Genomic DNA, 14,941 nt, shown 5'->3' on the forward strand with positions numbered 1-14,941 from the left:
ATTTATTATGGAATTGAGATTGGTTCGGCGCGCATATAACTACCGGGGGCCAGTGTTAAATCACTCACAACCACTCGGCCCGTCTGGCCTTGGTAAGTTTGGTTATCACCCAGTTTTATCGAGCTGATATCGATACTGGAAACACTCAGGTCATCGATACTGATATGCAACCCTTTCTCTGTCAGATCGAATTTATTGGATATAGATAGATTGGTTATTTCTGTAGCAGCGGTTATCTTTGGGTCGCTGTCAGAACAGCGACTAGGCTTATCACAGATAGTGACATCGAACTTTGCTTTGGGAATTTCAGTATTAACCTGCAGCCCTTCGTTTCCAGCACCAGATAGCGCCAGCACATCAATAGTCATGGTGGTGCCCAGTTGAGAAAAATTCTTGAGAGCGTACGAACCAATACTCGGTGTTGGATTGGTACCATCACCGTCTTCGAAACCAATTGATGAAAACGTTAAGTCCAGATTGGTTAACCCGGAAATAGTGGTCGTAAAACCCCTGGCATAATCAGTATTACTGCCGCTTAACTCGAATGTATAATTGGCTAAACCGTTTGTATTGAGATTGAAGTTCCGGACTGCCAGGCGATTGCCGTTGGTCCGATAGAATAGATTGCCTATCGTTTGATCAAGACTGAATGAGCCTGCCAGGCCTTCACCATCTGGATTAGTTTTAAGCGAAAAATATCCATCATTTACAGTAACATCGCCAAATCCGACATCACCAAAAGAGCGGTTACCGAATAAGTTGTTACCGCCATCATCCAACAGGCGGAGGTTATTCAGCTCAAGCGTACCCACTGTTTTACCAAACTCCAGGCGGAGTTCATTGTCGACGGCCGAAAGAAAGAATTCAGATTCGAACGCTTCCCCGCTTGAGGTGGATTCGAATTTAACATCGGTAGCCAAGGTCAGATTATCTTCGGTATAGCGAAAATCCAGCTCGCTGCCGGCCGTCATCAGCGTGCGCATACGCAACTTCACGGTGGAAGCATCCGGCACAACGCCTGTTTCCAGAAAACTACCACTTCCGAATTTCCACTTATTGATGTCGACCTGGCCAACAGTCCTGCCACTGAAGTTGACTGCACCCAGAGAAATATTAAGAGCGCTGATATCGGTTGTTTTCAAGCTAAGTGTTCCATCAGCAAGAACATCGATGGTCGTCGTAAAATCGCCAGGGCCTATTACATTGCCACTGCCATCGAGTTCTACCATTTGGATCTTCAGGCTTTCTGTCTCGAAGTACTCCTCCCCTTCACCATCCAAGTCGTTTTCTGTGAATCGAATCGCTCCGGTTGTTACAAAAGTCCCTGGATCATCTGGATTGTTGATGGTGGTCTCAATGGTTAACCCCGCCTGCCCAGAGACTTGCTGCAAATCAACATCCGAAATTGGCTGAAGCGCAACGGCCAAAGTAGGAAAAACTGCAAATACACCCAAAAAATATGCATTCATATCAGTGCCCCTCAACTTGCAGATAAGTGTGGTTCGTGAGGTTTATATTTGCATCAATGGTTCCCAGACTGACCGGGCGCTGATAGTTCGCATCGGTTGGCAATTTAACCTGATCACTGCGTTGAAGGGTGATATTTTCTGCCAACAAACGTGTTGATATGACGGTCTCTTTCTGACTTCCACTGCGGTCGAAATCCAGAACAAGACCTCGCTCACGATCAACATTCATTCGTAAGCCATCGACTTTCAGGTCATCTAGCAATCTGAAACTGACAGAAGCTTCATAAACGTATGCCGGATCGGCATCAGGATCATTCGGGTCAGGCACCGGATTCGGATAATTTTCGTCAACCGTACCGGCAAGGTAAACAAAGTCCAAAGATGCGGTTTCCCCGGTTTTACCGGTGTCATCTGCCGCATATGCGTTTAAGTTAACATCAAACTCCACACCCACATCACCGCTGTTTTTAGCGTTTTTAACCAAAACATAGCCGCCTTTCAGCTTGATGTTGCGGTAGGCCGCACTATTCAGCACATCACCATCAACCGCCGCGTTGTATACGTTAATATTTCCGCCATTAGTGGTTGGCAAACCGACCTTCAGCCCCTCACTCACTAAGTCAAATGTCAGACCACGAAGAGTCAATCCTCCGGCATTGGGATCCCTCGGATCACTGAAGTCCACACGACTGGAGAATCGTGCACCGTCATCCTCATAATAGGTTTCAAATGACATCGATTTAGGGATTTCAAGATCAATGGTTATCCCCTCCTCACCATCCGCACCGCCGGGAAATAATCGGGTAACCATCGCATCTCCATCGGCAATACGAAAATCTCCCTGCCCATAACTGCCCAGGGAATTACCGTTGATTGCAATGGATTCAATACTGATGTCTAACGGCAGATCGCGGTTGTAGAAGAACAGACCTTTACGGGAAGGCTCACCGGTACCGGCTGCATAGTCACCGACTACAACGTCAACAACCATGGGTCGGTTTGTCGGTGTCTTGATGTTCACCTGGCTCAACTCAATCGAGCCTGCATCCTGGCTAATGCCATTCGCATCAACGGCGCGGTAGTAACCGTTATCATCGTGATAGGTGATAGAGCTTGTCGTTGCATCGAACTCAGATGTGAAGCGAATTCCCTGAGCCTGACCAGTGACAGCAGACATCGCAGCTTCGTCAAGAGCCTCAAGCGCCTGTAGCGAACTGATCTGAGCGACAACCCCAGCCAACGCGAGATAGCGTTTTGCAGCCATCTTCCTACTCCCCTGTTCTTATAATTGTTATGCGAACGGATTATTGATGATACGGTCGTGCAAGTTACCAGATATGGTCCGCGAGTACTATAGAAAGCTGTACTAATGTTCCGATTTGACACTACCTTTACTGACTTTTTTCTATATAAATCAGATAACTAGATTGTTAATAAACGTTATGTAAATTTTAATGATCGATTGTAAAGCCGGGGCGACGAGAGGGTACAAAAAAAGCGCTCTGATGAGAGCGCTTTTCAAGCGTATAAAATGACGGCGAATTAACCCTGAGACAGTAACTCACGCAGGTCGAGAATGGCAGCATTTGCCCGTGAAATGTAAGAGGCCATAACCAGGGAGTGGTTAGCAAACAGGCCGAATCCGCTACCATTCAGGATGACTGGCGCCCAAATCTCTTCCTGGGTGGATTCCAGTTCACGAATAATCTGACGCAGGCTCACCAGTGCGTTCTTCTTCTGCAGCACATCGCGGAAGTCAACTTCAATGGCACTCAGGATATGCACCAGCGCCCAAGCAGTGCCTCGCGCCTCGTAGAACACATCATCAATCTGTGTCCACGGTGTTTTAACTTCCTGATCGTAATCCGCCGGCGTCGACTGAGTGGCGGCACTGTCACCTGCCAGGTCAGTATTCAAACGACGTTTACCAACCGACGCACTCAGCCGCTGAGATAGACTGCCAAGACGAGTTTCGACATCAAACAACCATTGCCGCAGGTTGTCGGCACGCGCATAAAATTGTGCCGTAGGTTCATTTGGATCAGACAGCCGCACCAGGTAGTTTTCCAGTGCTCTCAGACCGCGTTCATACTCAGCCTCAGTCGAGGGAACCGCCCAGCTCTTGTTATCAAAGTGAAGCTGAGGCTCAGCAATCGCCAGATCTTTGTCCTCGGTTGATTGGCTCTGGGAACGACTGAAGTCTTTTCGCAGCGCACGAGAGAAGTCTCGCACCTGCACTAAAACACCGTATTCCCAGCTTGGGATATTATCCAACCACAAACCCGGAGGAAAAATATCATTGGTGAGATAGCCACCAGACTTATTCAGCAAGGTATCCGTCACTTTCATCAAAGTGGCTGTGGTTGTAAAGCCGGTTACGGTGTTAACACCCATCGCTTCAGCCTGCACCGCGGCATTATTTTGGACCGCAAATGTTTCCGGCTCGTCACTCCAGAACACCCCCAGAACCAGCGCGACCAGCAAGTAAATCATGAAAACAACTATCAGACCGCCCCGCGCAAAGCCACCATCGGCCCACCAGTCCTGTACTCTTTCTTTGATATCCAGCATGCGATCTTGCAACTGACCACCCATTATCCTGTTTCCTTTAAAATCTGTTTGCTTGTGGTTGAGGTGCCAAGCGTACTCGCCAAGCGCATGAGGAACAAGAACTGATATACTCATCGCTCCGAAGTCCCCACGATGACCACCATGAATCTGACTCACAGTGAACTCACCCACCGTTATCAGCGTATTCTCGAAGCTATGTCCGAGGGTGTCTATGGCCTGAACGCCGAAGGCCATGCCACTTTTGTCAATTCAGCTGCAGAGCAACTGACGGGCTGGACCCAGGATGAAATTCGCGGCAAAAGTATCCACCAGTTTCACCACCATAGCCACGCCGATGGTAGTCATTATCCACAGTGCGAATGCCCCATCTATCACACCTTACAAACTGGCAAAAGCGCTCACAGCGATCGCGAAGTGTTCTGGCGTAAAGACGGCAGCTTCTTTGCTGTGGAATATTCCAGCAGCGCAATCATTGAAAACGGTGAAATCACCGGAGCCGTGGTTGTCTTTAAAGACATCAGCGAACGACTGGAACATCAAAGGTCACTGCAAGCGGCATTGGCTCAAGTGGAACAGTTAAAGCAGAAGCTGCAGGATGAAAACCGCTATTTGCAGCAGGCATTGCGCGAACATCAGAACCACAGAGATCTGATCGGCCAGAGTGATGCCATGCAACAACTTCAGCACGCCATCGAACAAGTGGCACCAACCCCGAGTTGCGTGCTGGTGCAGGGAGAAAGTGGCACGGGTAAAGAGCTGGTCGCTGAAGCTTTGCATCGCCACAGTCAACGCCATCAGAGTTCGATGGTGAAAGTAAACTGCGGTGCCATCGCTGATAATTTATTAGAAAGTGAGCTGTTTGGTCATGAGCGTGGCGCTTTCACCGGTGCCCATCAGCGTCGCATCGGGCGCTTTGAACAAGCGAGTGGCAGCACCCTGTTTCTGGATGAAGTGGCTGAACTATCCACTGCAGCCCAGGTGAAACTGCTTCGTGTTCTGCAAGAGGGCGAGATTCAACGCCTTGGCAGCAGTCAGACCATTCGTGTTGATGTTCGGGTAATTGCTGCCACTCATCGCAACCTGGAGCAAATGGTCGAGCAAGGCGAATTTCGCGCCGATCTGTATTTTCGGTTGAGAGTATTTCCACTCACCATTCCGCCACTGAGAGAACGTAAAGCCGACATCCCACTCTTGGTCAGGCACTTTTTGCGCACACTTAGCCAGCGGTTGGGGAAACGAGAGCCTGAACTGTCACCCGCAACCCTTCAGCAACTGATGCAACATCATTGGCCGGGCAATGTGCGTGAACTGGGAAATGTGTTGGAACATGCGTTGATAGTCAGCGACCACCAGCTGCTTCTTCCAACGCTCAATACCCCGGATATCAGCGGCGAACAGCAAACCAGACCGCTCTCAATGGCAGAGGCGGAGCGGCGTCATATCAGTCAGGCACTGAGTTACTGTAACGGCCTGATTGCTGGCAGAGGAGGCGCTGCCGAACTGCTCGATTTACCCCCGTCCACCCTGCGTTCACGTATGAAAAAGCTGAAAATTGGGCGTTGAGTGCCCGCAGCGGGTGTACACCATAAGCCACGACATTTCGCCAGACACGATATATCGCCACGACATTTCACCCATTAGGCATCAATAGCATGAACAAAGCCCGTGGTTACGGGCTTTCAACATTGGTACAAGGGTTGCCATGGCTTTCTCAGATTAATTAGAAAGCATGAGAGAGCACTATGGCGAATACGAGCGAGATCGACTGGCAAGCGAGACGTATTGATGCCCAGCCCATTGATGAGTACCCCCATCGGGTGAAGCTGACCCATGGCCGCTTCCGTAATTGGCGGCGCATTAGCACCTGGCCGTTGATGGCAGCATTCTTTATCACTCCTTGGTTAACCTGGAACGACAATCCAGCAGTGCACTTCAATCTGGTTCAGAAAAAATTTCAGCTGTGGAACTGGGTTCTGTGGCCAGAAGATTTGACTATCATTACTGGTTTATTAGTGGGCGGTGCCTTCGCCCTGTTCTTTGTTTCTATGTACGCAGGCCGACTCTGGTGCGGTTATGCCTGTCCACAGACCACCTGGACATTTATGTTTGTCTGGCTGGAAGAAAAGATTGAAGGTTCGCGTAACTCGCGCCGGAAACACGATCGCGGCCACGCAACCCTGGAGCAAAAAGTACGGCGTGGCGTTAAATTTTTGCTGTGGGGTGCCATCTCATTGGCCACTGCCGTCACCGCACTGGCTTACTTCTACCCACTTGAAATGTGGGCAGCCGACCTCGTACAGGGCGATATTTCTGGTGCGGCAAGTGCCTGGGTCATCATCATTGCCGGACTGACTTTTATTAACGCTGGCTGGCTGCGGGAGAGTTTCTGTACCCATGCCTGCCCGTATTCGCGTTTTCAATCTGTGATGTTTGACTCTTATACCCAGACGGTGCGCTACGATGAGCAGCGCGGTGAACCTCGTGGCAAAGGCAACCCAGGCAACAAAACCGGCGACTGCGTTGACTGCAATCTGTGTGTTCATGTTTGTCCGACCAACATTGATATCCGCGACGGTTTGCAAATCGCCTGTGTCGACTGTGGAGCCTGTATCGATGCCTGTGATCAGGTAATGCAGAAATTGGGCAAACCAACAGGACTGATTACCTACGAGCCGGAACTTCAACGCTCCGTCGGGCAACGCTGGCGTCTTTGGGGTTATGGCATGGCAATTTGCATGACCGCCGGATTAACACTGTTCAGCACATTCAATCACGATCCGCTGACCGCCAGCATTCAGCGGGATCGTGTTTCTCTTTACGAGCTGACACCTAACGATACCGTGCTTAACCGCTATCACCTGAGCCTGCACAATCGCACAAACGATACGCTGGTCGTCACCATCTTTGACAACAACAAACAGATCGGAGAGGTCATAATCCCGGCCGGCGCTCGCGCTGGCCAGGCGGTTAACATTGAACGCGAAATGAACGTGCCTTCCGGCAAGGTCAGCATCTTACTGAACTACGGAACGTTTGAGCCTCAGATACTGGAAGTCAGCTATTCCAACCCTTATGCGCACCAGCTCGCCGCCAATTAACATTACGCTGATAAGTATTAAGAGATAAAAAAACCGGAGCATGCTCCGGTTTTTTTTATCGGTCAATGACTCGGATGTCAGCTGTAACCGATCGCGAGTGGTACAAAAGCAACCAGTATTAACGCAATCGCCATAGTCACCAGCGGCAGGAGAATTTTCTCGTGGCGATACCAGAAATTGTGACCTTCCTGACTGGCAAGTGCCACTTCCTTCTCCCCCACAACCTGCCGGGTTAACAGGTGATTCAGAGCAACCGGTGGACTGAGGTAACCCAGCTCAAATGCGACCAGTGTCACCATCCAGAAATGCACCGGGTGAATCCCACTGTCATAAGCGACCGTGGCAATGGTGGCACTCACCAGAATGACCGCCCCATACGGGTCCATTACCATGCCAATCACCACCAGAATGGCAACCAGCAACGCCATCGCCAGCCAGACCGATTCGAAATCAGTCGGGAACATAGTCATTAACTCAGCGCGCTCAATAACACCACCGATACTGACCGACATCCCCATCAGCATTAACAGCGCACCGATGTGCCCCGTGGTTTCGGTCGTTGCTTCACGCAAGGTTTTTTCCAGTGAGTCACGACCCTGAACCAGATCATTAATACCTTTTTCGACACGTTCTTCAACGTACTCAACATTCATATTTTCACGTGCAAGAATGCCTTTTTCCTGGGCAACACGTTCGTAAAGCAAAATAACCAACAACAGCACCGGAAGAATAAAAGGAGCAGAGAATTCGTCCAGGTAGGCATTTAATGCGAGGCTGTATACCAACAGAGTGCCGCCGATAATAAAGACATAGGGCATCAGCGGCTTCAGTGCCTTGCGGAATTCTGCCCAAACGTTATCTGGTAAATGGATACGAATGGAGTCCTGACTGGTCAGCAACGCCATTCCACCGAATAACAGGGTCGTCAGCAGGAATACTTTGATCCCCCAGCCAAACAACTGGTCAGTGGTCACTTCGTTGTTCAGCGCCGCAACAATGACAACCAACAAACAAGGGCGTAAGACCACCCCCAAAGAGCCTGACATAGCGGTGGCCGCTAACGCCAACTGGCGACGAGCACCGGCACGACGTAACTCCGAGTAAATCAGCCCCCCTACCGCGATCACGAAAATACCAGAGCCACCAGTGTAAGCCGTTGGAATTGCCGCCAGCGCAACCACGGCAACCGCCAGAATCTCAGGTGGTAATTTAAATGGGCGAAACAGATCAAACACGACTTTGGCGAGTAAAGTACGCTTCAGCAACATTCCGATCCAGACGTACAAACCAACATTCAGAAACAGCTGCGACAGTTCCATCATCTGGTTCAGGTAAATACCAATTCCAGCGCTGTGACCCGACGAAATAAAATAGAAACCGGATATCATGCTCATGGTGGCGTACAGAGGCACAGACAACTGCGCTTTCAGAAAGCTACCGCCCGGTTTGGCGTCTTTCGGAATAAACAGCAATTGATAAACACTCAGCAGGAATATTGCAGCAAAGCCAATGATCCATAAATGATGCAAAATATTGTGCTGATCACTCACTTCCACGCCAGCAGAAAAGGCCACATCGCGGAAGCTGTATACCGAATAAAATAGAATCCCCGACGCAATCAGCTGAGCACCCGAGGCCACGCGATAATCCATTGCGGTTTCCATGGGGCGCAACGCAATGTGATGGCGACGGAATAACGCCGTCAGACCACAAATTAACACCAATACCGCAAGCATAATGCGTTGTGCGCTTAAACCTAACTCACCAAAGGAAGCCACGCCCAACTCGATTGCGCGAAATACTTCAACCCCCGGCGTGATGCGCTCGACTGTTTCCTGATATTGTTGATGCTTCACCTCACATTGCTGTTTGGCGGCCACTAACGACTGTCGCATTGCAACTTCATCAACCGGTTCAGCGTCAAACAAATCCCACTCGTCTTCGTCAGCTGCCTCCGCAACCAGAGTGGCCAACTGAGTATCGATGTTCATGTTGATATCGCAGCTGGGTTCAACCGGATCGCTGCGAAGCATGAAATAGCCATCCCAAATGCCCTCACCCACCTGCAACAGCTGAGCGTGTATCGCATGACTGGTATTTAGAATGACAACAAATACCAGCACCAGAAAGGCTGGTAACGCGGCGAGCCATTCATAGGCCGTGCGATTGCCTACGCGGATAGCTTGCTCCATAGTGATTTCCCCTGTAGTAGCCGATATTCGGCCGTGATTGCCTCCGGGTGTGGCACCGGAGCCAGAGCATTAGCCCTGATGAGCTTTAATTATTATGGTAATCGGGCTGCGGCGGCCGCCCGTTCGTCATTATTCTAATTTTTCAACACACTCGGCATTAGCCGGGTTCTCGCGACAGCGCAATTTGCGCAGAATTTTCAGCATTGTCGGATGATAAACACCTTCGTCGCGCAAGGCGATGCGCACATCGCGCAGCATCAGGTTGTATTTATCCACGTCCGCCGGGTTCAAGTCGACCCAGTACTTTTCAGGAATGGCCTGAGTGTCACGATTGACAAATTCAGCAACCTTATCGTAAGCCTCGGCAACGGTTTTACGTGATTGAATTCCAAATTCCGGAGTGAAGCGGTCTTTATGAACCAAAATCTGGAAATCCAGATAGGCCAGGTTATAGCGCACGATACCGCCCTTTTCGCCAATACCTTTGTACAGTTCCAATGGCTTGTAAGCCACGGCTGGCGCATAAGCAACATCAACACTGCCATTGTTAAATTTACCGGAGAAGTTGGCGGAATTGGCTGGAACAATAGACGCACCGACGTGGCGTACCAGACGTTTAGACGGTTCATCATAATCAATCGTGGCAATGCGTTTACCCGACAATTCCTCAATGCTGTCGACAGTGCGATCGCGCAGAAACAGATAGATCGGACCTGCAGGCATAATACCAACAACTTCGTAACGACCCTCGCTCATGTACTTAGCCGCTTTTGGCGTTGCCAGCATATTCACCAGATTGCGCATAACCGATTCAGACGGGATAGCGCCAATGGCCTCAACGGTGGAAGCAAATTTATTGAACGGTCGGGCACGGGCACCGGTTACCAATACGGAATCGCACTGGCCGGCTTTAAAATCGTCAGTCGCAATCTTCTCGTCGGTATACGGCCGCAGCTTCAGGTCATACCCCCACTCCAGGGCCTTAGTAGCAAAGTCTTTGGCCGTTCCGAACAATGAACCATTGGCACCCAGTGGATCGAACACACAGAACATCCGCTTTTCAAGTGCCGCTGGCGCAGCAGCCACTTGCATACTGGTCAACCCAAGTTGCGCTAACAGGCTAATTACAGCCAATACCACTAAACGCATAACTCAGTCCTCCAGCAGATCGTCAATATCGAGGGCCGGTGCCTGAGTGCGAGCGTCGTCCCAGAAGGTTCCCAAACCACCAATTGGCGTGCGGGCACCGGTTGCCTCGGTCCAAAGCCGATCAGAAATCGCCTGAATCTGGCGAGTCGCCATAATATCCATCATGCGGAACTGACGATTGCTCGGCGTTGTTTTAACAGAGGCGGCATGACGCCGGATAGCATCTCGTAGTTGTTGCTGATTGCCGGAACCGTCGGCAACGGTAATCTCAACCGCATGGGCCAGACGAACACCGGATGCTGAGGCAACGCGGCTTGCAGCGTGCATTTCAGCCCACGGATCGCTATCACTTTCGGCATCTGGCAGCATGATATTAACCGCCGCGGATGTGGCTTGTGGAATACCCCACCAGCGCTCATTGTCAACACACTGAATACCACGAGTTGCTTTCATGGCGATATCTTTGGGAACGTTCACCGCACCCTGGGCACGTACATCATTCATAACCGCCTGCACGCCGGCTAACAGTCCCATTACCCAGAACAGCTCTTCATCTTCACTCATATCCGGGCACTCTTTGCCCGGCTCACCAAACTGACTCATCAAGTGACGATACGCGGTGTACTGTCGGTTGGCAGCCAGAGCAAATTGACGCTTTTCACGAATACGAGCGTCCTTGGCTTCGCCGATGTTTTGTACACGGAAAGCACGCAGATAGGCTAACCCCTCCTCCTGAGCACGATCTTCCGCACAAGCACCGGCCATCATATACATGGTAATTGCCGGGCGGTCTGGTGTGTGGGCTACTTCACTGAACGCCAGCAGACCACCGGTTAACCCTTCAGTCATGGCACAGGCCATCTGCGGATCATCAGTTTTCAGGCTGTAAGGAATGGCATATTCCTCGGTAAAGTCGTAAGCGAACCAGCCGGTTGTTTTATAAACCATGCTACAGCCAGACATAGAAATCAGTGCAACAGACAGCAGCGCAAAGCGCGTCAGAATTGACATGGAGACCCCACATTTTTTTGATGAGTATTGTTGTTATTGTGTCGGGAATTTCCATTCCCATGACCCTTTGCAGCAAAGTGTACCTTGAGTCTCGGTCACTTGCTTGGCTTAATTGTCACCATCGTTGCGACGTTAAGGTCAATGTCGGGCAAAATAGGTGGATTCTTGTCGATTAAAAAGGTTAATACATGCCAAGAACAGGATACAGCGGGACGCGATGAACACCTCAAAAAGCACTGGTGCAGTACCGCCGCAGCTGCATGATTTAATCAAAAACCACTTCAGTGAAGCAGAGCAGCGCGTCGATATCGTGTATCGGCAACATTTCGCCAGTGGTCGGGCCATTCTGTCTCGTCACTGGCGTCACAAAAGAGACATCCCCGCAGACCTGATGGCACTGCCGCGTTCCTTATTAACATTGGGGAAAAGGCTAACGCACCGGTCAGTGAACAAACCTGATGATGACCGCAGTGGCAAACAACGGGAGGTGTATGATCTGGTTTACCATGATCTGCTCGATTTACCGGGGCTGGAAACCAAGCTTGAGCAATACCTGCGACAAGCGATTGGCCAATACCAGCAGGAAATTGAACAACATTCCGAACTCAGTGACGCTCAGCGCCTGCAATTCAAACAATATGTAAGCCACCAGATTGATCGCCTGCAGCTGACAAATGAAGGTCTGCGCGAGGGGTTATTGGCCTTTACCCTGATGATCAGTGGCCGCATTCTCGGCGATAAAGCAATCCTCTCCAGTGCTGCCAGTATCGGTGGTACACTGGCAACATCCGGGTACATTAGCCAACAAGGCTACCTCACCGGACTGTGGTTAGGCTGGATGGGTGTACCCGGCTGGGTAACGGTTGCGGGTGCCAGTGTCGGTGTGATCAGTGCAATGTTGTTATCGCCGGTTATTGCACCAGGCTTAGAATGGGGCATCAACAGACTCAGAGCGAGAAAACTGCTGCTGCAAAGCGTTCGTAATGCCGAGCAGCAAATATTGAAAAAAGACGGCTTGCTGTATACCAGTCGACTGGGGGTTTACCTGCAATTATTGCCCGATCTCGCCCAATTTATTCAGCGCCTGAAATAATACAATGATAATGCCGCCGCCAGTCTCAGGCTTGGCTGTTACTGCAAGCGCTTGATCGCCACAGCCAACAATTGTTTGACATGATCCATCCCACCTGCGAGCACAGCCCGAATCTCGTCCATCGTAATGTCATCATCACTTTTACCCGCTGCCGGGTTCACTACCAAACAAATACTGGCATAAGCAATATTCAGCTCTCGCGCCAACGCCGCTTCCGGCATGCCCGTCATCCCCACCAGATCACATCCATCACGCTCCATTCGACGAACCTCAGCAATGGTCTCAAGTCGTGGTCCCTGAGTAGCGCCATAAACTCCAAAGTCCTGAACAGAAAACTCGACATCTCCAGCACTGTCGATCAGCACTTGGCGCAAACAATTGTCGTAAGGGTGAGTCAGATCGATATGGTCAAGCGGTTTAAATTCGCCATCGAAAAAGGTGCTTTCCCGGCCCCAGGTATAATCAACAATCTGATGAGGTACGGCAATCACACCGGATTCCATTAACGGGTGAATTCCCCCCACCGCATTAACGGCAATAATGGTGTCTACACCGCATTGCTGCAACGCCAGCAGATTGGCCCGGTAATTAATTTTATGCGGAGGTATTGAGTGCGGATGGCCGTGACGGGCAAGAAAAACGATATCTTTTCCCAGCCAGTTACCCTCAGTCAACAGACCCGATGTCGGCCCCAGAGGCGTGTCTGCCAGCTGCTCTGAAATAACCTCTAACTCCGGTAACTGAGTCAGACCGGTACCGCCAATAATGCCTATCTTCTTTGCTTTCATACTAATTGAATACGTCGTTAATGCGCTGCTGGATTCGTTGTCGCCGCTGCCGTTGTTGTTCATTTATCTCTATGGCAGGTGGAATCAGCGCCGATAAATCAAGCGCCGATAACTGCGGATCTTGTTGCCTGGCACGGCGCACTGCCGCCACCACTTCAACCGCCGCATCACGGTTATTGCATGCCAGCAGCGCGTTGCAACCTGCACCGATAGCCCTGGTACTGCGCTCACTGTAACTGCCGGCGGCGGCTGCACCAGCCATGGATAAATCATCACTGAAGATGATGCCAGAGAATGTTAGTTGCTGACGTAAGATTTGCTGTAGCCAAATTTCAGAAAAGCCGGCCGTGGTCGTGCTATCCACTTGAGAGTAAATAACATGTGCCGGCATCACACCAGCGAGCTTCTGTTGCGCCATAAGCTCAGCAAATGGCTGCATATCGTATTCAATCTGCTCCAGTTCACGTTCATCTACCGGCAAATCCAGGTGGGAATCGGCTTCAACAGCGCCATGGCCCGGAAAATGTTTACCCACTGCCGCCATCTGCAGAGACTGCATACCCGTGATGAAAGCCCCCGCTAATCTGGTTACCGTATCAGCATCATGACCGAAAGCGCGGTCGCCAATAACCTTGGAATAATCGCGCTCTATATCCAAAACAGGAGCGAAACTCAGATGCACTCCCTGCTCAATTAACTCCAACGCCATTAACCAACCAAGATCTTCAGCCAGGCTTGAAGCCTGAACAGCATCATCGAGATAAAGCAACTCAAGCGATAGCATAGCGGGTAACCGGGTAAAACCCTCGCGAAAGCGTTGTACCCGACCGCCTTCCTGGTCAACGCAAATCAGTACATCAGGTCGCACATCGGAAATTGATTGTGTCAGCTGCCTGAGTTGCATCGGGTTTTCGTAATTACGGCTGAAAAGAATTAATCCGGCAATTTCCGGCTGCAGTAAAAAATCCCGATCAGAAGCGGTTAACTCGGTTCCGGCGATATCAACGACCACCCCAACACCTGATTGCAGACACTCGGCAGTTGTTACAGACTTTTGCATGGAATTCTCGAAAAACTGTGGGCCTGAATCCATACTGGCGTATCCGCCTCAACCAGGTCGAATAACTCCAGAAGGTCTTTATTACGCATGCGAATACAACCGTGGGATTTTGCGACGCCCATCGGTTCCGAATCCGGCGTACCGTGAATATAAATAAAACGTCGCATCGTATCGACATTCCCCAGCCTGTTGCGCCCGACTTCCAATCCCTGCAACCAAAGAATGCGACTCAAAATCCAGTCTCGCTGGGGGTATTTTTCAGCAAGTGTTTCCGAATAAATTTCGCCGCTGGGCCTGCGTCCAACGAAGACTGCATTCTCAGGCTCAGCAGCGCCGACTTTTGCAGCAATACGATGCCACCCCCGCGGCGTTTTGCCAGAGCCGGACTGTTCGCCAATACCGTTGACTGCAGTTGAAACAGAATAGAAATGGCAGGAGCCGGTCGTGGAAAGCCGCAAAGCCTGATCGGCGATGGAAATTTCGATCAGATTGTCCGTCATTGAGATGCCA

At 50.6% G+C, this 14,941-nt stretch carries 12 protein-coding genes; 3 read left to right on the top strand and 9 right to left on the bottom strand.

Annotation, left to right across the window (positions count from 1 at the left end):
- Positions 1 to 5: 5 nt before the first annotated feature.
- From MK185_07495 to MK185_07505, 3 genes are all read right to left on the bottom strand, one after another.
- A complete protein-coding gene (locus tag MK185_07495; GenBank protein ID MCH2040460.1) occupies positions 6 to 1,469 on the bottom strand; it encodes a hypothetical protein in 1,464 nt (487 codons plus the stop codon).
- 1 nt (position 1,470) lies between these two features.
- A complete protein-coding gene (locus MK185_07500; GenBank protein ID MCH2040461.1) occupies positions 1,471 to 2,733 on the bottom strand; it encodes a hypothetical protein in 1,263 nt (420 codons plus the stop codon).
- 278 nt (positions 2,734 to 3,011) lie between these two features.
- Complete coding sequence (locus MK185_07505) at positions 3,012 to 4,064, bottom strand: DUF2333 family protein (GenBank protein MCH2040462.1); 1,053 nt, start codon at positions 4,062 to 4,064, stop codon at positions 3,012 to 3,014.
- 108 nt (positions 4,065 to 4,172) lie between these two features.
- On the opposite strand from MK185_07505, the gene MK185_07510 reads away from it, so the two are divergent.
- Positions 4,173 to 5,603, top strand: a complete 1,431-nt coding sequence (locus MK185_07510) for a sigma 54-interacting transcriptional regulator (protein ID MCH2040463.1) — start codon at positions 4,173 to 4,175, stop codon at positions 5,601 to 5,603.
- A 179-nt stretch (positions 5,604 to 5,782) separates the two neighbouring features.
- Complete coding sequence (gene ccoG, locus MK185_07515; protein MCH2040464.1) at positions 5,783 to 7,138, top strand: cytochrome c oxidase accessory protein CcoG; 1,356 nt, start codon at positions 5,783 to 5,785, stop codon at positions 7,136 to 7,138.
- A 77-nt stretch (positions 7,139 to 7,215) separates the two neighbouring features.
- Here the strand turns inward: ccoG and MK185_07520 are convergent, their stop codons facing one another.
- From MK185_07520 to MK185_07530, 3 genes are all read right to left on the bottom strand, one after another.
- Positions 7,216 to 9,330, bottom strand: coding sequence for a TRAP transporter large permease subunit (locus MK185_07520; GenBank protein ID MCH2040465.1), 2,115 nt, complete (start codon positions 9,328 to 9,330; stop codon positions 7,216 to 7,218).
- A 129-nt stretch (positions 9,331 to 9,459) separates the two neighbouring features.
- Complete coding sequence (locus MK185_07525; GenBank protein ID MCH2040466.1) at positions 9,460 to 10,479, bottom strand: DUF6091 family protein; 1,020 nt, start codon at positions 10,477 to 10,479, stop codon at positions 9,460 to 9,462.
- A gap of 3 nt (positions 10,480 to 10,482) precedes the next feature.
- Positions 10,483 to 11,490 (bottom strand): hypothetical protein, encoded by a 1,008-nt coding sequence (locus MK185_07530; protein MCH2040467.1) that lies wholly within the window; start codon positions 11,488 to 11,490, stop codon positions 10,483 to 10,485.
- Between the two features lie 217 nt (positions 11,491 to 11,707).
- On the opposite strand from MK185_07530, the gene MK185_07535 reads away from it, so the two are divergent.
- A complete protein-coding gene (locus MK185_07535; GenBank protein MCH2040468.1) occupies positions 11,708 to 12,583 on the top strand; it encodes a hypothetical protein in 876 nt (291 codons plus the stop codon).
- A gap of 38 nt (positions 12,584 to 12,621) precedes the next feature.
- Here MK185_07535 and MK185_07540 read toward each other — a convergent pair whose 3' ends face one another.
- Genes MK185_07540 through MK185_07550 form a run of 3 tightly spaced genes read right to left on the bottom strand, consistent with a single transcriptional unit; the run spans position 12,622 to position 14,931 of the window.
- Positions 12,622 to 13,371, bottom strand: coding sequence for an S-methyl-5'-thioinosine phosphorylase (locus MK185_07540; GenBank protein ID MCH2040469.1), 750 nt, complete (start codon positions 13,369 to 13,371; stop codon positions 12,622 to 12,624).
- Between the two features lies 1 nt (position 13,372).
- Entirely contained in the window at positions 13,373 to 14,431 is a 1,059-nt protein-coding gene (nagZ, locus tag MK185_07545; protein ID MCH2040470.1) for a beta-N-acetylhexosaminidase, read from the bottom strand.
- Positions 14,416 to 14,931 (bottom strand): L,D-transpeptidase, encoded by a 516-nt coding sequence (locus MK185_07550; protein MCH2040471.1) that lies wholly within the window; start codon positions 14,929 to 14,931, stop codon positions 14,416 to 14,418. The genes nagZ and MK185_07550 overlap by 16 nt, the downstream gene beginning before the upstream one ends.
- Between the last annotated feature and the right edge of the window lie 10 nt (positions 14,932 to 14,941).

The organism is Saccharospirillaceae bacterium (assembly GCA_022448365.1).
Taxonomy (GTDB): Bacteria; Pseudomonadota; Gammaproteobacteria; order Pseudomonadales; family Oceanobacteraceae; genus Bacterioplanoides.

What these genes read in the sequence shown, in the direction of transcription:
- MK185_07495 (MCH2040460.1), bottom strand. Translation starts at nt 1,469, where the DNA reads ATGAATGCATATTTTTTGGGTGTATTTGCAGTTTTTCCTACTTTGGCC.
- MK185_07500 (MCH2040461.1), bottom strand. Translation starts at nt 2,733, where the DNA reads ATGGCTGCAAAACGCTATCTCGCGTTGGCTGGGGTTGTCGCTCAGATC.
- MK185_07505 (MCH2040462.1), bottom strand. Translation starts at nt 4,064, where the DNA reads ATGGGTGGTCAGTTGCAAGATCGCATGCTGGATATCAAAGAAAGAGTA.
- MK185_07510 (MCH2040463.1), top strand. Translation starts at nt 4,173, where the DNA reads ATGACCACCATGAATCTGACTCACAGTGAACTCACCCACCGTTATCAG.
- ccoG (MCH2040464.1), top strand. Translation starts at nt 5,783, where the DNA reads ATGGCGAATACGAGCGAGATCGACTGGCAAGCGAGACGTATTGATGCC.
- MK185_07520 (MCH2040465.1), bottom strand. Translation starts at nt 9,330, where the DNA reads ATGGAGCAAGCTATCCGCGTAGGCAATCGCACGGCCTATGAATGGCTC.
- MK185_07525 (MCH2040466.1), bottom strand. Translation starts at nt 10,479, where the DNA reads ATGCGTTTAGTGGTATTGGCTGTAATTAGCCTGTTAGCGCAACTTGGG.
- MK185_07530 (MCH2040467.1), bottom strand. Translation starts at nt 11,490, where the DNA reads ATGTCAATTCTGACGCGCTTTGCGCTGCTGTCTGTTGCACTGATTTCT.
- MK185_07535 (MCH2040468.1), top strand. Translation starts at nt 11,708, where the DNA reads ATGAACACCTCAAAAAGCACTGGTGCAGTACCGCCGCAGCTGCATGAT.
- MK185_07540 (MCH2040469.1), bottom strand. Translation starts at nt 13,371, where the DNA reads ATGAAAGCAAAGAAGATAGGCATTATTGGCGGTACCGGTCTGACTCAG.
- nagZ (MCH2040470.1), bottom strand. Translation starts at nt 14,431, where the DNA reads ATGCAAAAGTCTGTAACAACTGCCGAGTGTCTGCAATCAGGTGTTGGG.
- MK185_07550 (MCH2040471.1), bottom strand. Translation starts at nt 14,931, where the DNA reads ATGACGGACAATCTGATCGAAATTTCCATCGCCGATCAGGCTTTGCGG.